At 61.3% G+C, this 20,045-nt stretch carries 24 protein-coding genes; 11 read left to right on the forward strand and 13 right to left on the reverse strand.

Features of this window, described 5'->3' with window-relative positions:
* Positions 1–7 precede the first annotated feature (7 nt).
* The 6 genes from NL532_RS16500 (at position 8) to NL532_RS16525 (ending at position 7,586) form a co-directional block, all read left to right on the forward strand.
* Entirely contained in the window at positions 8–1,723 is a 1,716-nt protein-coding gene (locus tag NL532_RS16500; RefSeq protein WP_023725738.1) for an NAD+ synthase, read from the forward strand.
* A gap of 34 nt (positions 1,724–1,757) precedes the next feature.
* A complete protein-coding gene (locus NL532_RS16505; protein WP_023701171.1) occupies positions 1,758–2,642 on the forward strand; it encodes an SPFH domain-containing protein in 885 nt (294 codons plus the stop codon).
* Between the two features lie 13 nt (positions 2,643–2,655).
* Positions 2,656–3,606: a diacylglycerol kinase catalytic domain-containing protein gene (locus NL532_RS16510; protein WP_196813832.1), complete on the forward strand. Its 951-nt coding sequence runs from the start codon at positions 2,656–2,658 to the stop codon at positions 3,604–3,606.
* Positions 3,607–3,676: 70 nt separating this feature from the next.
* A complete protein-coding gene (locus NL532_RS16515; RefSeq protein ID WP_023828657.1) occupies positions 3,677–4,087 on the forward strand; it encodes a GNAT family N-acetyltransferase in 411 nt (136 codons plus the stop codon).
* 387 nt (positions 4,088–4,474) lie between these two features.
* Positions 4,475–6,280 (forward strand): ABC transporter ATP-binding protein, encoded by a 1,806-nt coding sequence (locus tag NL532_RS16520; protein WP_023828656.1) that lies wholly within the window; start codon positions 4,475–4,477, stop codon positions 6,278–6,280.
* 253 nt (positions 6,281–6,533) lie between these two features.
* Positions 6,534–7,586, forward strand: a complete 1,053-nt coding sequence (locus NL532_RS16525; RefSeq protein ID WP_031202866.1) for a DUF4062 domain-containing protein — start codon at positions 6,534–6,536, stop codon at positions 7,584–7,586.
* An 88-nt stretch (positions 7,587–7,674) separates the two neighbouring features.
* On the opposite strand, the gene NL532_RS16530 is transcribed toward NL532_RS16525, so the two are convergent.
* The 3 genes from NL532_RS16530 to NL532_RS16540 are packed head-to-tail and all read right to left on the reverse strand — an operon-like array spanning position 7,675 to position 8,892.
* A complete protein-coding gene (locus tag NL532_RS16530) occupies positions 7,675–8,088 on the reverse strand; it encodes a GFA family protein (RefSeq protein ID WP_023828654.1) in 414 nt (137 codons plus the stop codon).
* A 22-nt stretch (positions 8,089–8,110) separates the two neighbouring features.
* The gene (locus NL532_RS16535) at positions 8,111–8,575 is read right to left on the reverse strand and encodes an SRPBCC family protein (RefSeq protein ID WP_023828653.1); all 465 of its coding nucleotides are present in this window, start codon (positions 8,573–8,575) and stop codon (positions 8,111–8,113) included.
* On the reverse strand, positions 8,572–8,892 hold the full coding sequence (locus NL532_RS16540; RefSeq protein WP_023828652.1) for an ArsR/SmtB family transcription factor: 321 nt from the start codon (positions 8,890–8,892) through the stop codon (positions 8,572–8,574). Before NL532_RS16540 ends, NL532_RS16535 begins: the two co-directional genes overlap by 4 nt.
* 339 nt (positions 8,893–9,231) lie before the next feature.
* Here NL532_RS16540 and NL532_RS16545 point away from each other — a divergent pair, with 339 nt between their 5' ends.
* Positions 9,232–9,822, forward strand: coding sequence for a flavodoxin family protein (locus tag NL532_RS16545; protein WP_023805291.1), 591 nt, complete (start codon positions 9,232–9,234; stop codon positions 9,820–9,822).
* 133 nt (positions 9,823–9,955) lie between these two features.
* On the opposite strand, the gene NL532_RS16550 is transcribed toward NL532_RS16545, so the two are convergent.
* The 4 genes from NL532_RS16550 to NL532_RS16565 form a co-directional block, all read right to left on the reverse strand.
* Positions 9,956–10,453 (reverse strand): NUDIX hydrolase, encoded by a 498-nt coding sequence (locus tag NL532_RS16550; RefSeq protein WP_023667541.1) that lies wholly within the window; start codon positions 10,451–10,453, stop codon positions 9,956–9,958.
* 205 nt (positions 10,454–10,658) lie between these two features.
* Positions 10,659–11,159: a xanthine phosphoribosyltransferase gene (gpt, locus tag NL532_RS16555; protein ID WP_023667540.1), complete on the reverse strand. Its 501-nt coding sequence runs from the start codon at positions 11,157–11,159 to the stop codon at positions 10,659–10,661.
* 87 nt (positions 11,160–11,246) lie between these two features.
* Entirely contained in the window at positions 11,247–12,080 is an 834-nt protein-coding gene (locus tag NL532_RS16560) for a universal stress protein (RefSeq protein ID WP_023828651.1), read from the reverse strand.
* Between the two features lie 98 nt (positions 12,081–12,178).
* The gene (locus NL532_RS16565; RefSeq protein WP_023825634.1) at positions 12,179–12,919 is read right to left on the reverse strand and encodes a competence/damage-inducible protein A; all 741 of its coding nucleotides are present in this window, start codon (positions 12,917–12,919) and stop codon (positions 12,179–12,181) included.
* Between the two features lie 175 nt (positions 12,920–13,094).
* Between NL532_RS16565 and NL532_RS16570 the strand changes: the two genes are divergently transcribed.
* Together NL532_RS16570 and NL532_RS16575 are read left to right on the forward strand one after the other, a co-directional pair.
* Complete coding sequence (locus tag NL532_RS16570; RefSeq protein WP_023828650.1) at positions 13,095–14,192, forward strand: alpha/beta fold hydrolase; 1,098 nt, start codon at positions 13,095–13,097, stop codon at positions 14,190–14,192.
* Positions 14,159–14,431 (forward strand): hypothetical protein, encoded by a 273-nt coding sequence (locus tag NL532_RS16575; protein ID WP_023825632.1) that lies wholly within the window; start codon positions 14,159–14,161, stop codon positions 14,429–14,431. The genes NL532_RS16570 and NL532_RS16575 overlap by 34 nt, the downstream gene beginning before the upstream one ends.
* A gap of 117 nt (positions 14,432–14,548) precedes the next feature.
* On the opposite strand, the gene NL532_RS16580 is transcribed toward NL532_RS16575, so the two are convergent.
* The 4 genes from NL532_RS16580 to NL532_RS16595 all read right to left on the reverse strand — a co-directional run bounded on the left by NL532_RS16580 (position 14,549) and on the right by NL532_RS16595 (position 16,747).
* The gene (locus NL532_RS16580) at positions 14,549–14,788 is read right to left on the reverse strand and encodes a DUF2188 domain-containing protein (protein WP_023667535.1); all 240 of its coding nucleotides are present in this window, start codon (positions 14,786–14,788) and stop codon (positions 14,549–14,551) included.
* A 59-nt stretch (positions 14,789–14,847) separates the two neighbouring features.
* The gene (locus NL532_RS16585; RefSeq protein ID WP_032891817.1) at positions 14,848–15,126 is read right to left on the reverse strand and encodes a DUF982 domain-containing protein; all 279 of its coding nucleotides are present in this window, start codon (positions 15,124–15,126) and stop codon (positions 14,848–14,850) included.
* Between the two features lie 93 nt (positions 15,127–15,219).
* Positions 15,220–15,525, reverse strand: a complete 306-nt coding sequence (locus NL532_RS16590; RefSeq protein ID WP_023825631.1) for an SH3 domain-containing protein — start codon at positions 15,523–15,525, stop codon at positions 15,220–15,222.
* Between the two features lie 124 nt (positions 15,526–15,649).
* Complete coding sequence (locus NL532_RS16595) at positions 15,650–16,747, reverse strand: NADH:flavin oxidoreductase/NADH oxidase (protein ID WP_023701165.1); 1,098 nt, start codon at positions 16,745–16,747, stop codon at positions 15,650–15,652.
* 143 nt (positions 16,748–16,890) lie between these two features.
* On the opposite strand from NL532_RS16595, the gene NL532_RS16600 reads away from it, so the two are divergent.
* On the forward strand, positions 16,891–17,469 hold the full coding sequence (locus NL532_RS16600) for an NUDIX domain-containing protein (protein ID WP_023753305.1): 579 nt from the start codon (positions 16,891–16,893) through the stop codon (positions 17,467–17,469).
* 88 nt (positions 17,470–17,557) lie between these two features.
* A complete protein-coding gene (locus tag NL532_RS16605; protein ID WP_023753304.1) occupies positions 17,558–18,529 on the forward strand; it encodes an ATP-grasp fold amidoligase family protein in 972 nt (323 codons plus the stop codon).
* 370 nt (positions 18,530–18,899) lie between these two features.
* On the opposite strand, the gene NL532_RS16610 is transcribed toward NL532_RS16605, so the two are convergent.
* Both NL532_RS16610 and NL532_RS16615 read right to left on the reverse strand, forming a co-directional pair.
* Positions 18,900–19,088: a hypothetical protein gene (locus tag NL532_RS16610; RefSeq protein WP_023688348.1), complete on the reverse strand. Its 189-nt coding sequence runs from the start codon at positions 19,086–19,088 to the stop codon at positions 18,900–18,902.
* A gap of 724 nt (positions 19,089–19,812) precedes the next feature.
* Positions 19,813–20,034 carry a hypothetical protein gene (locus NL532_RS16615; protein ID WP_023681532.1) on the reverse strand — a complete coding sequence of 74 codons (222 nt, stop codon included), beginning with the start codon at positions 20,032–20,034 and terminating at the stop codon, positions 19,813–19,815.
* Positions 20,035–20,045: the final 11 nt, after the last annotated feature.

Raw genomic sequence — 20,045 nt, forward strand, 5'->3', positions numbered from 1 at the left:
CGCAGGCATGACCCAGAAGACCGCACCCGATATTCTGCGCATCGCCGTTGCCCAGCTCAACCCGACGGTCGGCGATGTCGCCGGCAACCTTGCCAAGGCGCGCGAGGCGAGGGCCGATGCCGCCCGCCAGGGCGCCGACATCGTGCTCTACACCGAGCTTTTCCTTGCCGGTTACCCGCCGGAGGACCTGGTGCTGAAGCCGGCCTTCCTCAAGGTTTGCGAGAAGGCCGCGCAAGACTTCGCCGGAGATACCGCCGATGGCGGGCCGGGCGTCATCATCGGCACGCCGCTGAAGCGCAAGAGCGGCACCCACAATTCGATCATCATCGCCGATGGCGGCAAGATCCTCGCCGAGCGCTACAAGCTCGATTTGCCAAACTATGGCGAGTTCGACGAGAAGCGCGTCTTTCAGGCCGGCCCCGAGGCTCAGGGACCCGTCAATTTCCGCGGTGTGCGCATCGGAATTCCGATCTGCGAGGACATCTGGGGCGACGTCGGCATCTGTGAAACCCTGGCCGAAAGCGGCGCGGAAATCCTGCTGGTGCCGAACGGCTCGCCCTACTACCGCGCCAAGATGGACGTGCGCCATCAGGTCGTTATCCGCCAGGTCATCGAGACCGGTTTGCCGATGATCTATGCCAATCAGATCGGCGGCCAGGATGAGCTGATCTTCGACGGCGCCTCTTTTGCCATAGGCGCCGACAAGACGCTTGCCTTCCAGATGAGCCAGTTCGAGGAAACTGTCGACGTCACCACCTGGAAGCGCAACCGCGTCGCCGCAGGCGCGCAAAACGCAGAAGAGTTCGACGGCTGGGTCTGCTCGGAAGGGCCGATGTCGAAAATCCCCGAGCGCGAAGAGGCGGACTACCGCGCCTGCATGCTCGGCCTGCGCGACTACGTCAACAAGAACGGCTTCAAGAACGTGGTGCTGGGTCTCTCCGGCGGCATCGATTCGGCGATCTGCGCGGCCCTTGCCGTCGACGCACTTGGCGAGGAGCGGCTGCGGGCGGTGATGATGCCCTACCGCTATACCTCGGAGGATTCGCTGAAGGATGCCGAGGATTGCGCCCGTGCGCTTGGCTGCCGCTATGACATCGTGCCGATCTTCGAACCGGTCGAGGGTTTTCTGCATACGCTGACGCAGCTTTTCGAGGGCACCAAGGAAGGCATTACCGAGGAAAATTTGCAGAGCCGCGCGCGCGGCACGATCCTGATGGCGATTTCCAACAAGTTCGGCTCGATGGTCGTCACCACGGGCAACAAGAGCGAGATGTCGGTGGGCTACGCCACGCTTTATGGCGACATGAATGGCGGCTTCAACCCGATAAAAGACCTCTACAAGATGCAGGTCTATGCGCTGTCGCGCTGGCGCAACAGCCATGTGCCGCCGGGCGCGCTCGGTCCCTCAGGCGAGGTGATCCCCAGGAATATCATCGACAAGGCGCCGTCGGCGGAATTGCGCGAGAACCAGACCGACCAGGATTCGCTGCCGCCCTATCCGGTGCTGGACGACATTCTGGAATGCCTGGTCGAGAACGAAATGGGCGTCGACGACATCGTCGCGCGCGGCCACGACCGGGCGACGGTGACGCGCGTCGAACATTTGCTCTACATTGCCGAGTACAAACGCCGGCAAGCGGCGCCGGGTGTGAAGATCACCCGTAAGAATTTTGGACGCGACCGCCGCTATCCCATCACCAACCGTTTCAGGGATCGCGGCTAAACATCTGATTAAATTGATGAACCTTGGGGGGCGCATGTTTATCAGCTATTTCAAGGGAACGCCTGAGTATCACATCCTGCGCTTCAAGAACGGCAAGATCAGGGAGCAGGGGCGCGGCATCTCCTTCTGGTACGGCACGTTCGGCACCACGATAGCGATGGTGCCGGTGACGTCGCTCGATAACCCCTTCATCTTCACCGAGACGACGGCGAATTTCCAGGATCTGGCAATCCAGGGGTCGGTCAGCTACCGCATCATCGATCCACTCAAGGCAGCCGAAGGTTTTGATTTCAGCGCCAAGCTCAGCCGTGCCGACGTCGTCGGCGACGGCCGGGAGAAGATCGCCGAGCGCCTGGTGCTGGCGATACAGAGCCGCGCCCGCGCGGTGGTTTCGAGCATGACGCTGGAGCAGGCGCTGGCCGAGGTGACCAAGCTCGGCGGCAATCTGGCCGAACTGCTGCGCAACGATCCGATTGCCGCGACCGCCGGCCTGTCGATCGAGGAGGTTCACATCACCTCGGTCCAGCCGACGCCGGAGATCCGCAAGGCGCTCCAGACCGAATATCGCGAGGCGCTGCAGCGCCAGGCCGATGCCGCGATCTATGGGCGCCGTGCCTGGGGCGTGGAGAAGGAGCGCGAGATCAAGCAGAGCGAGCTGGCGACCGAAATCGAGCTTGCCGAACGCAACAAGCTGCTGGTCGATACCGAGGCGCGCAACAAGCTGACGCTTGCCGAGGCGCAAGCCAAGGCCCAACAGCTCGAACTCACCGTCTATTCGTCGGCGCCGGCGCACGTGCTGACGGCGATGGCTTTCAAGGCCTGGGCGGAAAAGGGCGGTTCGGTCGGCAATCTGTCGATCACGCCTGATATGCTCACCAGCGCGCTCAGCCAGCTTTCCACTCCGAAAGCCGGGTCCTGAAAGGCAAGCTCGGGTGGCAAGCGACCAGAGCGGCAGGCCGATCGACCGGGTGATCGTCGTCACCCGCAAGACCGAGCTCGAGGAGCTGACGACGCGCTTTAACACGCAGGGACAGGCGCGCTTTTATCTCCGGCAGGCCGGCATGAATTTCGACCTGGTCAAGGCGGCGCATGACGTCTATCACCAGGCGCTCGACCGGGTGATGGGTTCGCTTCCCCAAGGCCTCAAACAGTTGCGGCTCGACCGCGAACTGGTCCCGCAGTTCGAATTCGGCTCCGACGCGGTGATCGCGCTCGGTCAGGACGGGCTGGTGTCCAACACCGCGAAGTACCTCCCGTACCAGCCGCTGATCGGCATCAACCCGAACCCGGCGCTTTTCGACGGCGTGCTGCTGCCGTGGAATGCCGACGATACCGAAAAGGTCCTCGGCCTGACGATCGCCGGCAAGGCGAAGCGCCAGGCGGTGGTGATGGCCGAAGCGCGCTCCAATGACGGACGCCGGCTGATCGCCTTCAACGATCTGTTCGTTGGCGCCTCGACGCATGTCTCGGCGCGCTACGAATTGACCTATGGCGGCAGGACCGAGCGCCAGTCGTCGAGCGGCATTATCATCTCCACGGGCGCCGGCTCTACCGGCTGGCTACGCTCGGTGATGGCGGGCGCCGCGGGACTGGCTGCGGCCTATGGTGACAACTCCGTGCCGACCGTGCCGCCGCAAGGCTATGACCGCGAAGGCGAACAGCTGTTCTTTTCGGTGCGCGAACCGTTTCCGAGCAACACGACCGGCGTGTCGCTTGTGCATGGGGTCATCACCCGCGACCGGCCGCTGGTGGTTTCTTCGCGGCAGAGCAGGGGCGGCGTCATCTTCAGCGACGGCATGGAGCTCGATTTCGTCGAGTTCAATTCCGGCACCGACGTGACCATCGCGATCGCCGACCAGAAGGCCTATCTCGTGGTGCCATAAGCGCGCCACGTGGGCAGCCAAATCACCGGCCGGACTGAATTCGGCCGCCCTCCATTCTTTGCGAGGCACCATGCCCGACTGTGAAATCAGCTTCGACATGTCACGGATCGATTTCCGGGCGACCTCCGATCTGTTGATGGCGAGTTATTGGGGCGCCGGCCGCAGCGATGACTTTCATCGCCGCGCTTTTGCCAACTCGTTCTGCACCGCGGCCTATATCGATGGGAACCAAGTCGGTTTTGGCCGGGCCATCACCGACCGTACGGTGTTTGCCTATCTCGCCGACATCATCATCTGGCCGCAGCATCGCGGCCAAGGCATTGGCTTGCAACTGGTGCAGGCGCTCATCGACCACCCTGAACTCAGCACGGTCTCGCACTGGAGCCTGTCGACCAGTGACGCGCATGGCCTTTATGAGAAGCTGGGCTTCAAGGCATCGATCGACGGCCGCTACATGCGCCTCGATCGCAACCCGGAATGAGGCATAGCGAGGGGGTTGACCGGCTGTTGTTGTAAAATATCCTCACTGGTTGGACCAGTTACGCTTTGCCACGTGCCCGGCCTTGGCGATCCTTCATGGCGTCTCTATAAGGACCGCTCCGCAAGTGTCTTGCGGGAGGTCTGAATGGCAGTATTTCACATGGTAATGCGAGGCCGCGAAGCCTAGGTCTCACCTGGCGTCCGGCGAAGGTTTGCCCTTCGCACCGATGCCGGGTCGAGTACAGGCTTCTGCCGATGCCGGTCGCCACCCGACAAACCGGGGCGCGCCGCAACCCATGCCGAACCTCCGCAGCCGGGCGAATGCCCAGCGCGGTTTTCAATTTTCAGACCTTACCGGGACCGGGCAGATTTGCGCCCGGATGACATCATGACTCGTTTTCGAATCGATCTGCGTGCAAGCGCCTTTCGCAGCGTTCTTGGCTTCACGCTCAGCCACTGGCGGCGCCAGCCGTGGCGGCTTTCGCTGATCATGGGCAGCTTCCTGCTGTCGACCCTGGCCGACGTCTTGACGCCGCTCTATTCCGGCCGGCTGGTCGACGCCGTCGCCAGCAGTGCGTTGGCTGACGATGTCGCGTGGAATGCGGCAATGGCGGCGTTCTTCGCGCTCATCGCTTTGGCGCTGACCGGCGTGGTGCTGCGCAACCTGGCTTTCATGGGCATTGTCGAGCTGACGCTGAAGATGATGGCCGACATCGCCGCCGACGCGTTCCATCGCGTGCAGCGCTTCTCAACCGACTGGCACGCCAACAGCTTTGCCGGATCGACGGTGCGCAAGGTCACGCGCGGCATGTGGGCTCTCGACCTGCTCAATGACACCATCCTGATTGCGTTGCTGCCGTCGGTCGCCATGCTGGTCGGCTCGACGTTGCTGCTCGGCTGGTTCTGGCCGCTGATGGGGCTGGTCGTGGCAGTCGGCTCGCTGCTGTTCATCACCGTGACGGCGCTGCTGTCGCTCGGCTATGTCGCGCCAGCGGCACGGCTCGCCAACAGCTGGGATACGCGGCTTGGCGGCTCGCTTGCCGATGCGGTGAGCTGCAATGCCGTGGTCAAGGGTTTCGGTGCCGAGACGCGCGAGGAGACGCGTCTTGCCAAGGTCGTCGCCAAATGGCGCGCGCGGACCAGCCGCACCTGGGTGCGCGGCACCATCAACGGCACGACGCAAGGCGCCATGTTGCTGGTGCTGCGGACGGCAGTAATCGGCCTGTCGCTGATGCTGTGGGCCTGGGGCCAGGCAAGTGCGGGCGATGTCGCCTTCGTGCTGACCTCGTTCTTCGTGCTGCAGGGCTACCTCAGGGACATCGGCACGCATATCCGCAATTTGCAGCGTTCGGTCAACGACATGGAGGAACTGGTCGATTTCCAGTCGCAACCGCTCGGCATCGAGGACCGGCCCGGCGCCAAGCCGATCCGGATCACGCATGGCCACATCGCCTTCGATAACGTCACCTTCCACTATGGCAGCCATCGCTTGCCGCTCTACCGCGACTTTTCGGTGGAGATAGCGGCGGGCGAGCGGGTCGGACTGGTCGGCCATTCCGGCTCGGGCAAGACGACCTTCGTGAAGCTGATCCAGCGTCTCTATGATGTCAGCGGCGGCAGGATACTGATCGATGGCCAAGACATCTCCCAGGTTGCACAGGCGTCGCTGCGCGCGCAGATTGCCATCGTCCAGCAGGAGCCCATCCTGTTCCACCGCTCGCTGGCGGAAAACATCGCCTACGCCCGTCCGGACGCCACGCAGGCCGAGATCGAGCATGCCGCCAAGCTCGCCAGCGCGCACGACTTCATCACCAGCCTGCCGAAGGGCTACGGCACGCTGGTCGGTGAACGCGGCGTGAAGCTGTCGGGCGGCGAGCGCCAGCGGGTGGCGATCGCACGCGCCTTCCTGGCGGATGCGCGCATCCTGATCCTGGACGAGGCGACATCGAGCCTCGATTCGGAATCGGAAGTGCTGATCCAGCAGGCGATGGAGCGGCTGATGGTTGGCCGCACGACGCTGGTCATCGCGCACCGTCTGTCGACGGTGCGGGCGCTGGACAGGCTGCTCGTGTTCGACCGTGGCAAGATCGTCGAGGAAGGCTCGCATGACGAGCTGATCCGGCTGAAGGGCGGCATCTACCGCCGCCTGTTCGAGCGGCAGGCGCTGGAACTGACCAAGGGCCTGGTGATCTGACCGGTTGAAACCGAGCCCATTTCGAGGCAGTCAGGATGGGCTTCGTTGTTTAAGCACCTAGTTGCGTCATCTATGGAGTTCAGGAGCAGTCTACTAATAAGTTGATGTGTCTGAAAATTGATCGCCGCAATGTTTTTGCGATTGCTTAAACTGTTTTCGACAGGCGAAAACAGTCGGGGATAAATCTCGAGGGGACTGTTTCCGTGCCGTTAATCGTCGGTAGTAGGAAGCGGAAACATTCAGGAGGGCTTTGGTGGCTTATTCAGTCCGGCACCAGGTATTTGTAAGTTCTACTTTTACCGACCTTAAAGATGAGCGCGCCGAGGTTATCCAGGCGATTTGGGAACTCGACTGTATCCCTACCGGGATGGAAGCCTTTGTCGCATCCAATGAGAGCCAATGGGACGTCATCAAGAGAGTGATCGACGAATGCGACTACTACGTCCTGATTATCGGTGGCCGATATGGATCGGTCGTTACGGATGAAGACATCAGCTATACCGAAAAGGAATATCGCTACGCTAAAAAATCCGGGATTCCAGTGCTTGCCTTCGTCCACGGAAAGCCAGAGGAAATTGCTGCCGGCAAGACAGAGAAGGATGAGGCTCCTCGGAAGAAACTGGAGTCTTTCCGTGCCGAGATCATGAACGACTATCCAGTTCGAAAATGGTCCAGCGCGTCGGAATTGGGCGGACTAGTCTCGCGCTCGCTAATTCGTGAGATCAAAATTAACCCACGCCCCGGCTGGATTAGAAATGACGGGTCATCTCCTATTGCGCTATTGGAGAAGATTAACGTGCTGACTGAAGAAAATATAAAGCTTCGAGGGAGTATTGAGAATAGCAAAGAATTTGAGATAGACGAATCACTTGAATCTGGAAAGGATAAAACAGCCGTACGGGGATATCGAACTATACGCAATAAGACTACATATGATGTTGAGGTGCTTCCTTGGAAAATTGAGGCATCATGGGATGTATTATTCCAAGACATTGGACCATCGTTGATAAATGAATCATCTGAAGAAAGCTTAAAGTCTATAATTTCAAGATTTCATTCGTGGGACAAATACGATCGCGAGAAAAATGAGGTAATTGGATCTCCGGCCGTAAACCTAGAGGCGTGGAATGAGATTTTAATCCAGTTTAGGGCACTAGGGTTGATTCAACCTGGTATTAAGAAGCGCGCGATTACAGACAAAGAGAGTTATTGGCGTATAACCCTCAAAGGGGATCGCCACTTGGTAAGCTTGCTTGCGAAAAGAAAGAAACCAAAACCAACAGATGCTGGCGATCTCGTAGCCTAGCCGACAACTGGTGCTAGCTCATCCGACCATCGGACGCTTGATCGCAAATAGCTCCAATCAGCCGGCATCGTACATTGATTGGGTAGGACTAGCCGGGCATTCGCTCGAATGGCTGGAGCGCGGGATCGATCGTGTCCCAGCTATGGCCGCGCACGGTGTAGGTGACCGCGTGCGGGTTGAACTGGCCGGGATCGTCAAGGCTGGTGGCGTGGATCGCCGTCAATTCCGGCATGGCGACGAAGGTCAGATAGAGCGGCGTGCCGCAGGTCGGGCAAAAGGCCTGGACCTTTTCATTGCCGCTGTCGGCGATCATCCGCCAGGTGCTTGGCTCGCCGGTGATCTTTACGTCAGCGCGCCGGCCGAAGGTCACATAGGAGCCATGGCCCGTGCCGCTGCGCTTCTGGCAATCGAGGCATTGGCAGTGGTTCTGAAAGATCGGCTCGTCGCTCGCCTCATAGCGGATCGCGCCGCAGGCGCAGCCGCCGGTATAGTGCCTGGTCATTGTCGTTCTCCCGCTGGTTGCTTCAGGCTGATTTCGGCTTGGCGAAGAGGTCGATGCCAGTGCCGGTTTCGAGGAAGGACTTCATGCTGGACAGCACGGCCGGCCAGCCCTGGCTGACGCCCTTGGCCATGCCGCTGCCGGCTTCAAGTTCGTCATGGCTGACGGTCAGCTTGACCATGGTGTCGTATTCCTCGATGGCGAACGTCACCCGGCTGTGCTTGGTCGGATCGTCGGCCTGCGAGGCGTTGGCCCAGCTCATGACCAGGCGGGTCGGCGGCGAGATTTCGACCACCTTGCCGACGAGTTCTACGGTCCGCTCGTCATTGGCGCGGATGTGTTCCCATTTCGAGCCGGGCTTCCAGTCGGAGACATTCTCGTGGCCCCAATAGCGCTTGGCGATATCCGGTTTGATGATGGCTTCGAACACCTTTTGCGGCGTCGAGCGGATATAAGTCACGTAGACAAAGCTGGTGGTTTCCCGGGTCATTCGTTCTCTCCTTCGAGTTCTTGCTTCAGGTCGTGCAGCAGGCTCAGCCGCTGCCGTTCGAATTTGCGCACCCACCGCTCGTAGACTTCGTGCAGCGGCACGGGGTTGATGAAATGCAGCTTTTCGCGGCCACGCTTGACGGTGCTGATCAGGTTGGCCGCCTCCAACAAGTCGATGTGCTGGGTCGCGGATTGCCTCGCCATATCGAGATTTTCGCAAAGCTGGCCCAGCGTCTGTCCGTTCTTCTCACACAGAAGATCGAGCAGCCTTCTCCGGGTCGGGTCGCCCAGCGCTTTGAAAACCTTGTCGGCGTCCATCGGTCTCACTCATCTTGAAGACACAATATGCAGGTAAATACCTGCATGTCAAGCCGCAACCAATCGTAACCTGAAAGGGGAGGGTCTGTCCGATTGTACGACAAGTCGCGAACTTCAACGGCTGCTTCCGTTAGACTCTGCCCAAGAGCTCATTTCGTTTGGGGTAAAGGGCCATGGCTGGGGATTTGGGGATGGCTTTGGTGTCACGTATCGGGAGTGATCCGGAGAATTCAGCCGTAAAGAGCAGTATCGTCGACTTTGAAGCCATCGTTGGGGATACTCAAAACTTCGCCCGTGCCGTTCGGCATCGAGCTGACACGCCTTACTAGGGATTCTCACATGGACAAAGCGACGACCATCATTGGAATAGACTGCAGCCCGCGCGCGTCCAGTAACTCAGGGCGGATGCTCGGCGAGGTTCTTCGCTCGCTGGAGAGAGAGCGGCGGGTGAAGGTCGTGGAACAGGTGCGCCTGGCCGATGAGCGTATCGACTGTCTCGGGTGCGAGCAGTGTTATCAAACGTTCGGATACCACTGCGACGGGATCGATCGTGTTCTGTCACTCATGAAAGAGTCGGACGTGATTCTGATGGCTACTCCCACCTGCTTCGGAATGCCGCCGGCGCTGGGCGTCGTCTTGCTCGACAGATCCGATCCCCTGTGGCGCGACGGACAACAGCTCAAAGGAAAACTCGGAGCGGTCATCGTCAACGGCGCCAGCGATCCCGCGGACGATCCGAGTGTGCGCCAATGCGCGGACAACATGGTCAAGCTTTTCGAACAGCACGAGATGCCTTGTGTCCAGCCGGTCCATTTGGGGGGAACGCTCGCGTATCCCGAGCAACGGTTTCCGGACCCGCTCCCCGCCGGGACGGCAGGCGTTCTCGAGCAATTGGCTGACGAGATCCGGCAGTGGGTCGGGGGCAGGTGATACCGGCACATCTCTTGTCGTCGATGTCGGATGGAGTCGGATCAATGGGCGCTGCGGGCGATACGTCGAATGGTATTGATGGGCAAGACCTGCGGGCGCATGGGAATGTGGCGCGGTCGCTGCGGAGTTGTGACTAGGCTCTAACGACGAACTTGTCGGGATCGGCGCAGAAATGGGCGATGATCTGGCAGAGGTCCGGCTCGTTGACCATGCGAACGGCCTCGGCCCCATTGACCCATTTGCGGGTGCGCGCGCGCTTTTCCTTCCAGCGGTCGGCAACGTGCTCGACCTGCAGCGGAAACACCAGCACTTCGCAAGGGACTTCCTCGCCGGACGCGAGGGCCTTGGCGTAGAAGTAACGACCGGCCTCGAAAAGCGAAATCTTGCCACGCAATCCGGCTTCCTCGCCCGCCTCGCGCGCCGCTGCCTCGCAGAGCGGCTCCCTGGCCTCGGGCCAGCCCTTCGGCAGCACCCAACGCCCGGTGTCTCGGCTGGTGATCAGCATGATCTCGACGCCGTCTTCGTTATTGCGCCATGGCAAAGCGGCAACCTGCAGGCGACAAGGCGAAGTGCCGAAGAGCTTGCGGACCCTTTCAGCCAGATGGTCGTGTGTCGCCGGTGTCGTCAGCATCAGTGAAAGCTACCCCAGCCCTCAGAATCGTTAGCCGCCGTATGAATCTTACCGACAAGTGTAAGTCTTAAAAGTAAAAAACATCACACCAACCGTCCAATCCGCCAACAGGCGTCGATTCGACAGAATAATGTGCCTTCCAGTGTCTGTTTCATAGCAGACGGGGCGGGTTTGGCCGTCTGGGCAGAAATGGGGCTGGCGCGAATCAGCCGGCGTGATCGTCGGCGATCGGCTTCTGGTAGGTGAAACCCATGTCCCAGGGAAAGTAGATCCAGGTGTCCTGGCTGACTTCGGTGATGAAGGTGTCGACCAGCGGCCGGCCTTTCGGCTTGGCGTAGACGGTGGCGAAATGCGCCTTGGGCATCATGGCGCGCACGATGCCTGCCGTCTTGCCGGTGTCTGTGAGGTCGTCGATGATCAGCACGCCCGCGCCATCATCGGCGAGCAGCGCCGGCGTGATCTCCTTCAGCACCTGCAATTGCCCCTGGCTGGTGTAGTCGTGATAGGAGGCGACGCAGACCGTCTCGATGACGCGTATGCCGAGTTCGCGTGAGATGATGGCAGCGGGAACCAGGCCCCCACGGGTGATGCAGACGATGGCCTTCCACTGACCCTTGTTGGCGCCGGCAAGCCGCCAGGCGAGCGCCCGGGCATCGCGGTGGAACTGGTCCCAGGAGACCGGAAAGGCTTTTTCGGGAAGGGACATTCTGCACTCCGCGCGCAACATTGTGGAATGCGCGCGGAATTAACTGGAAAGTCAGGGCATTGGCAAGGGCGGGGCCAGTCTGTGGAGTTACCGCGACAAAAAGGCCGCAACCGGCACGCTGCGCAACACGGTGCGCGTGACGCCGCCGAACAAAAGCTGACGCAGCCAGGAATGGCTGTAGGCGCCGAGCACCAGAAGGTCGGCTCCGGTCTCGGCGATCCGGGTCTGGATGACGTCATCGACCGAAGCATTACCCGATTTCTGCACCGACACGCTGACCGTTGCGCCATGCCTGGAGAGTGCCGCGGCGATCTCGGCGCCGGCGGCTTCCGGGTTGTCATCCAGCGTATCCGGCGGATCGATGACCAGAATGTCGGTCTTTTCGGCCTCGATGATGAAGGGCAGCGCGTCGAAGGCGGCACGCGCCGCCTCCTTGCTGCCGTTCCAGGCCAGCAGCACATGTTTGAATGTGGTGACCAACGGCCCCTCATGCGGCACCACCAGCACTGGCCGGCCGGCATCGTAAACCAGCGTGTCGACATCGGCGCTCGTGTCGCCCCCGATCTCGCGCTGCGCGGCAATAATCAGATCGGCGGCGCGCACGCTGGAAATACCCGTCAGCGCGCTGTCGCCGGAAAAGCTCTCGAGGCTGCGCCATTCGAAGGAAAGGCCGGAATTCTCGATCCGCCCAACGAAAAGCGCCTGCAATTTCTCGGCGCGCTCGCGGTTCATGTCGGCGGAGACCTGCAGGAACTCAGTGTCGGGGAAGCCGGTTGCCGAGGTGTAGGGAACGGGCAGCGCTTCGGCATGGATGCCGATGAGATGGCTCTCGAACCGGTCGGCAAGCGGGATGGCGCAGTCGAGCACGCGTTCGGCGTCCTGTTCGTTCTGCAATATGGCGACGATGGTCTTGAAGCGCATGCGAAATCCCTCAAATCTGCCAGCGCGTGCTGCGCCCGAGGGAAAACGTGGGAGTGCGGTGCTTGGTTCCGGCCCGGCGATGGTCCGCGAACCCAGGGTCAATTGGCGGCGGTGAAGCCGGCCACCATCGCCTCGACGTCCTTGCGTGCCGAATCCAGCGCCTCCTGGCTGCGGGCGCGGACCACCAGCTCCGTCCAGAATTTGCCGTCGCCATATTTCGGATAGGAGCCGATGATGGTGTCGGGATGCGCCTTCTGGATGTCGCCCAGGGGACCGCCGATCAGGCCTTCGCCGAACGGGCAATGGACGGTGGCCGACAGCATCTTGGTGCCGGCCTTCAGCGTCGGCACGACATTGTCGAGCATGGCCTGGAAAATCGCCGGCACGCCGGCCATGACATGGACGTTGCCGATGCGAAAGCCGGGCGCGACGGAGACCGGATTGTCGATATGGTCGGCGCCGCGCGGCATGCGCGCCATGCGCTTGCGGGCCTCGGTGTATTCGATGCCGCGCGCGGCATAGCTCTCGCCCAGCATGGCATAGGCCTTGGCGTCGTATTCGCACGGCACCCCAAAAGCCATGGAAACGGAATCGGCGGTGATGTCGTCATGCGTCGGGCCGATGCCACCGGTGGTAAAGACATAGGTGTAGCGGGCGCGTACGGCATTCACCGCAGCGACAATCTCGTCCTCCTCGTCGGGAACGATGCGCACTTCCTTCAGGTCGATGCCGATGGCCGTCATGATGTCGGCGAGGTGGCCGATATTTTTATCCTTGGTGCGGCCGGACAGAATCTCGTCGCCGATGACAAGCATGGCGGCAGTGACGATTTCAGGCATGGAAGGCTCCGGCAAACAGGCCCGTTGGCAGACAAGGTCGCCTGAGGCAGAAAGAAGGTCGCCTGAGATAGCGCGCCATCGAACTGGCGGCAATGCCGACACAAGCCGCCATCTGCCTTGCCGAGCGTTCGTCAGTGGGTGATGGTGCGCGCCGGTCCGCTTCCCGGGTGAAAACATGCTGGTATCGATTCTGCTTTGGCTTGTCGCCGGCCTGTCCGTGCTGGCTCTCGTCATCGTGGCCTGTCTGGTGGCCGCTACGCTCTGGATTGCCGCCAAGGCCGAAAGGCTGGTGCCGGCCAGCGGAAACTTCGTCGAGATCGACGGCAGCCGCATCCATTATGTCGAAACGGGCGAGGGACGGCCGATCCTGTTCGTGCACGGACTTGGCGCGCAGCTCCACCAGTTTCGCCACACGCTGTTTGAGCGCTTTGGCCCTGGCTACCGCCTCATTGCACTCGACCGGCCGGGATCGGGCTATTCTGTTCGCGCGCGAGGAGCCACCGGCCGTCTGCCTGAACAGGTCGAGATCATCAGGCGCTTCATCGAAACACTCGGGCTGGAAAGGCCGCTCGTGGTCGGGCACTCGCTGGGGGGCGCCGTCGCGCTGACCCTGGCCTTGGAGCATCCCGGCGCGATTTCCGGCATCGCTTTGCTGGCGCCGCTGACGCATCTGGAAGCCGGCGCCCGCGAGAAAGCGGGCCTGCTCTATATCCGTTCGCGGCTTTGGCGCTGGATCATGGCCTACACCGTCGCGATACCGACAAGCCTCAGATATGCGCGGCAGACACTGGAGTTCATCTTCGCGCCGCAGGCCGTTCCCGCCGACTACATGATCGATGGCGGCGGATGGCTCGGGCTGAGGCCAAGCCATTTCCATGCAACCTCCACCGATTTCGTAGCGGTCGAACAGGATCTTGGCCGCATCGAAGAGCGCTATGAAGAGATCGCCATGCCGGCCGGCATTTTCTTCGGGACAGCCGATCGCGTCATCGCCATGCGCATACATGGGGAGCCGATGAAGGACAGGATCGAAGGGCTCGATTTCGAGACGGTCGAAGGCCTCGGCCACATGCCGCAATTCGTCGAGCCGGACCGCGTCATCGCCTTCATCAAGCGCATTGCCGAGCGGGCATTCGCCGGCCAAGACCTCACCACAGCCTCACAACAATTTCACCGAACCATTCGGCTGATATCCGGTTTACCGTGTCGCACCCAAGGCGGCAGATACGGAGTAATTCAATGTACAGGAAAGTTTTTGCAGCATCCGTGCTGACGATCGGTCTTGCCACATCGGCGATGGCGCAGTCATCGCACGGCACGTATTCCAACCATTACAACTGGTGGCCGTTCGGGAACGAGCAGTCATCGACGGTCGACCAGAGCACCACTGGCAGCATCAATGTCGACGATAGCCAAGGCTATGGCGGCGCTACCGGGCCGTGCGCCTCCGACCCGTCAGGAACCTACGGAAATGTGAGGCCCAACGTGAACGATCAATATTGCGGCAAGTGATCAAGCCGCGGCTTCGACTGACCGGCAGGATGTCCCGCCTGTTTGTTTTGACGCAATTCCCTAGGGAATTGCTTAGGCGAGCATCCACGGCCGGCAGCGAAAGCTGAGGGGCAAGGATCAGTCGGAAACTTCGGTCTGCGGCCGGTCGCGGCCGTCGGCCAGTTCGTCGTGCCACTTGCCTTCGGCATCCTCATACTGGATGCCGTCCGTGGCGCCGGCGATCTGCTGTTCGGCCGAGGCGATCTCGGCGGCGCGCAGCGCATCCTGGTGGGTCGGGAATGTCTCCGAGAATGTCGAACCGACCTTGTAGGCCCAGCCCCCGTCATGCTCGACGATCTTGTAAGTCAGCTTCGCCATGAAATCCTCCGGTTCGTCCGTCCGCTCAATGCGGCCCGTTATTCAATGCTATCTGGGCTTCAATGCAGTTTGGCGTCTGGCAGCCGGTCTTCGGGAACCAGCACTTCCGATTCCTTGGCCGCTTCGATCAAGGCCCTGCGTGCATCGGCCGTCGAACGATAACCTTCCAGCACTTTGAGGCAAGTGTCGAGAGCATCACGATGGCGCGGGCCGCGATTGAGAGGCCACACCGTCATCAGGCACTCCGCCGCTTCCTGGGTGCTGCGGATCTGGCGATATTTGCCGACATGGCCGAGTTCGACCACGACCGGGGTTTCAAAAGGTTTGTTATCCATGATGGCCGCAACGCAAAGCAGCCAATATGGTTGCAAAAATGGCCGTCAGCCTGCGCCCAAACGTCTCACCAACCGCAATCGTTGGTCTCAGTAACCTCAGTCGTTGCGCAGCCAGTGGGCGTTGGCCCAGCCGGTCCGTCCGCCGATTTCGACCTGGTACCAGTTGCCCCGGCGGTCGAAAATCTCCGTGTGGTCGCCGTTGAACAATTGCCCGATCATGCGCGACGACGAGTTCGGCCGTGCGCGCACGGCGAGAAACCCGCTGCCGGTATCCAGATCGTAGTGCCTGGACAGGCCGTGCACCGTGCCTTCGCAATATTGCGCGCCGACCGGAGACGACGCGGCGAACGACAGTGCGACCACCAGAGCGGCTGCCGCCGGATAGATTGCCCTTGATGCCATGGACTTTGCTCCCAATCCGGCCGCCAAGGCGGCCTGCCCCCAGGGACTATAGCGGGCGGATTAACGCGAAGCTGCGGCAATCTGTCCAGCAGATGCGTTTGGCGCATCCGTCGGCGCTGCCTGTTCAGCCCTTCGTCCAATGCTGCATCGTCGTCACCGAGCGGGCGAGCTGTGGCGCGGGATGGATTTTCTCGCTGAAGGTGGCGGCGGCGCGCCAGCCCCAGCGCGGATCGGCGAGGAAGGCGCGGGCCAGCGCGACTATGTCGGCGCGGCCGTCGGCGACGATCGCCTCTGCCTGCGAGGGATCGTCGATCAGGCCGACAGCCCGTGTCGGGATGCCGGCGCCCTTGCGCACCGCTTCGGCCAGATGCACCTGATAGCCGGCGCCGGTCGGCAGCTTCTGCAACGGCGAATTGCCGCCGCTCGAACAGCAGATATAGGCAACATCAAGCGCCTTCAAAGCTTTGGCCACCTCGATCGCCTCTTCGACCTCGAAGCCGCCATCGACCCAGTCCTTCACCGACAGGCGGGCGCCAAGCATCAGGTTTGGAACTGCCTTCCTCACCGATTTGGCGATCTCGATGAGGAAGCGCATGCGGTTTTCCAGCGAGCCGCCCCAGCGGTCGGTGCGCTGGTTGGAAAGCGGCGACAGGAACTGGAAGATCAGATAGCCGTGCGCGGCGTGCAACTCGAGGAAGTCGAAGCCGGCGCGCTCGGCCCGCTTCGCGGCTTGAGTGAAGCGCTCGATAAGCTGCAGGATTTCATCCTCCTCCAGCGCATGCGGCACATTCCAGCCGGTGTCATAGGCGATGGCCGAGGCCGAGACGGTCTGCCAGGGATCCTCGCCCGGCTGCAATGGGCCGCCGCCTTCCCAGGGCTTTCGGTTGGAGGCCTTGCGGCCGGCATGGGCAAGCTGAATGCCGAATTTCGTTTCCGGCGCGGCGACGCGCCTTGCTGCATCCAGCGTGCGCCGGGCGGCCGCCTCGTTGTCGTCGGAATAGAGGCCGAGGCAGCCATGGGTGATGCGGCCGCGCCGTTCGACGTCGGTCATCTCGACGGTGACCATGCCGGCGCCCGACATCGCCAGGTTCATCCAGTGATAGAGATGCCAGTCGCTGGCCGAGCCATCTTCGGCGGAATACTGGCACATCGGCGCCACCGCGATACGGTTCGGAAAGGTCAGGCCGTCGAGAGCGATCGGCTGGAAAAGCGCTGCGGTCATCAAAAAACTCCGGAGAGGGACTGCAGCTATTTAGGCGATGGCAGTTGCCGGCACCAGACACGAGGCGGTGAAAGCGTCGCCGTTTCGGTTGCGCGCAAAACCGTTCGCGGTTACGCCATGGCGCCGACAGCTTGGAGCTCATCATGGAAGATCGTATCCGCATCCGCTCGGAGGAAGTCCTGTCCGACGACTGGGCGGTCCTGAAGAAGACTATTCTCGATTACCGTCGGCGCGACGGGCAGTGGGAGACGCAGATTCGCCAGACCTACGATCGTGGCGACGGCGCGGTGATCCTGCCTTTCGATCCCGAGCGTCAGACGGTGCTTCTGGTGCGGCAGTTCCGCTACCCCGCCTACGTCACCGGCCACCGCGAACCGCTGATCGAGGCCTGCGCCGGCCTGCTCGACAAAAACGATCCCGAAACCGCCATCCTCAAGGAGGCCGAGGAAGAGCTCGGCTATCGCCTACAGAACATCGAGCGGCTGTTTTCCCCCTATATGAGCCCGGGCAGCGTCACCGAACGGCTGTGGTTCTTCGTGGCGCGCTATTCACCCGCCGACCGCATCTCGGCCGGCGGCGGCGCGGCCGACGAGGGCGAGGACATCGAGGTTCTGGAAATGCGGCTTGATGAAGCGCTGGCCGGCATTTCAGACGGCCGCATCATCGATGCCAAGACGATCATCCTGATCCAGCATTTGAAACTGTACCCGATGAAGGGCTAGCTCGGCGAAGCTCGACGTGCCTCACTGCTGCGGGCAGGGTGGCCGTCCACTTCGCGGATGAAGTTGCGCAAGTTGCAAGGACACCGGAATGGCGCGTGGCGCAAAGGCATGGCTGAAGCGAAACAGCGCGCGGGCATCTCTCCTGTTGCTGAACGCCGCGCTGCTTGTCCGCTATCGCCGGTTGACCCAGCGTTTCCTTGAGCGAATGCGGCATCTGCCGAATTTTGCAGCCCCGGTGACGTTCACGGAAAAGGTCCACTGGCGCAAGATTTTCGATGACGATCCTCGCTTTATCGGCCTTCTCGACAAGCTCAAGTCCAAGGAAATCGTCAGGGAGCGGCTTCCCGGGCTCGCCATCCCGGAGGTGCTGTGGCAGGGCGACGATCCGCGCCAGATCCCCTTCGATGACCTGAAAATCCCATACGCCGTCAAATGCAACCACGGTTGCGCCATGAATGTCATCGTTCGCGATCCGGCCAACGCCGACCGGGAGGCGATCATTGCCGAGATGACGGAATACCTTGGCCAAACCTATGGCGCCCGCAAGCTGGAGCGCAGCTATGCGCACATAGAGCGGCGGGTTTTCGTCGAAGCGCTTGTCGGCAAGGACCAGGATTATGACCCGGTCGACTACAAATTCTGTGTGCTGGCTGGCCACGTCGCCTACATTGTCGTCGTCGCCTTCCGTTCCACGGTCAAGAATACCGCCCACCTGGATCGCGATTGGCGCCCGCTGAACATCGTCCAGGGCGCGATCGACTCGAGCCTGGAAATTCCCCCTCCCAAGAGCCTGGCGCGGATGATCGAGGCAGCCGAGGCGCTCGGCAGCGAGTTCGACATGGTGCGTGTCGATTTCTACGAGGAGGAGGGGGAGCCGATCTTCGGAGAATTCACGGTCTACCCACGCAGCGGCTTGCTGCAATTCGACCCGGCTGCCTTCGACCGCGAACTGGGCGCGCATTGGGATATTGGCGCGTCAGGTTACCTCAGTCGTTTGCCCAGCCGATTTGCCCAACGATACAAGGCGATGCTCGTCGCCGCCGGCTATCTCGACGTTTGAGATGGCTGCCTTGGGTGGCGTGCCACCCGAAGCTCGAAGAGCGAAGGGTGGTGCGGAGAACCCATACGATTAGAGATCGAGGCAAACTGATAGCTCAGCAGGTCAATAGCCGTGATTTCGAAGTGCTGCCTCAACTGAGCCGTAGCGGTCAATTTGCCCTGCTGGGATCAATCTTCGTGAGCCGCTGCCTGGTCTCGACCACGCGCCTTTGCGCAGATCGGATTCGGCAAGGCGAGATTCATAGCGACGCCGCAGTCTTCATCGAGCAAGTTTTCAGCGCGCTTCCTGCTGCGACTCGGCCGATTACCGCTAAGGTTACCGGCAAGCTCTCCCACGTCCGGACTGGGTCGAGATCATTTGAAGAACTCTTTCAGCTTGTTGAGTCGACTGTCGCCAGAGGCCTTCCGGCCTTCAGGACACGCCGCCTCGCCGATCGTATCCTGCTGGATAAAGCGAGGTTCTCAGCCACCATTTTCTCGCTGAGTACCAGCGCGAACTCGGTCTGTTTGATGCGCTGCTGAGCATCAGCGAGTTGCATCGTGAAAAGATCGGTTGCCATTGTTGATCCGGGATCCGCGAGATTCATGATTGCGTAACACATGGCGGCCGAAATCGTTCCTAGTTGTCGGGCGAAGCCGGTGCCGCAAAGGGCGGCTGAGTTTGAACTTCCGACCCGACCAGACGTCCGCGAGCGCCAAGGCATCGAGAGCCCAGTGATCGGAGGGCCACGACGAGCGGGCGCAACCCGACCACTTAAGTGATCAGCCTCGCTACAGCCTTGACAGGTACAGTCGCGGCCTCATCAAGGGGAGGTATCAATGGTCTCGGCGATTGGAAACCAACATCGGCAGGCAGCTGAAACTCGACCGAAACCCGCAAAGACAGAACCGGGCGAAGGATTTGCGCCAGGCAAAAGCGCAGACAGCGTAGGACATCGCGCCAAGGCAATGGCGGCAGAAAGTGGCGACACGGATTCTGGCGCCCAGGGGCGCGCCGCATCGACAATCGCCAGGATGGATATCACCGTTTTGGCTCCACAGAGCGAAGAGCCGCCTTTGGAGTAGCCCGGGCGGCCGTGCCGCTGCCTCAGTCCTTGTGCAGCACAACGCGCGCTGGCTACGCTCGGTGGCCATCGTCGTCTCGAAACACTTCGGGCGTTGCACTGCCGCGAGCCGCCTTCGCTGCTGGTCGAGGGGCTGTAACCCTTGGTGAGGCCGGCATCGCCTCGCCGGTCGTTGCGAGCCCACGATCGGGCGGCCAAGCGACCTTCCCTGTGTCGGTCTCTATTTGATACTAGGGGACGGCGGTTTCATCACGGGCAGTTGCAGCTGGTCAATGGTTGCGACGATGCCGGCGGCAATGGCTTCCGCCTCATGGATCAGTTCCGGACCATAGAGCCCATTGACCATCTCTTCGCTCGGCAGCACGCCAGGAGGACAGTGCTCTTCCATTGTGCGCCGGATGAGCGTCAGCGCTGCCCGGCATTGGTCGGCTTCGATCTTCATAGCTCTTCAAA

It is taken from the genome of Mesorhizobium sp. C120A (assembly GCF_030323105.1).
Lineage (GTDB): Bacteria > Pseudomonadota > Alphaproteobacteria > Rhizobiales > Rhizobiaceae > Mesorhizobium.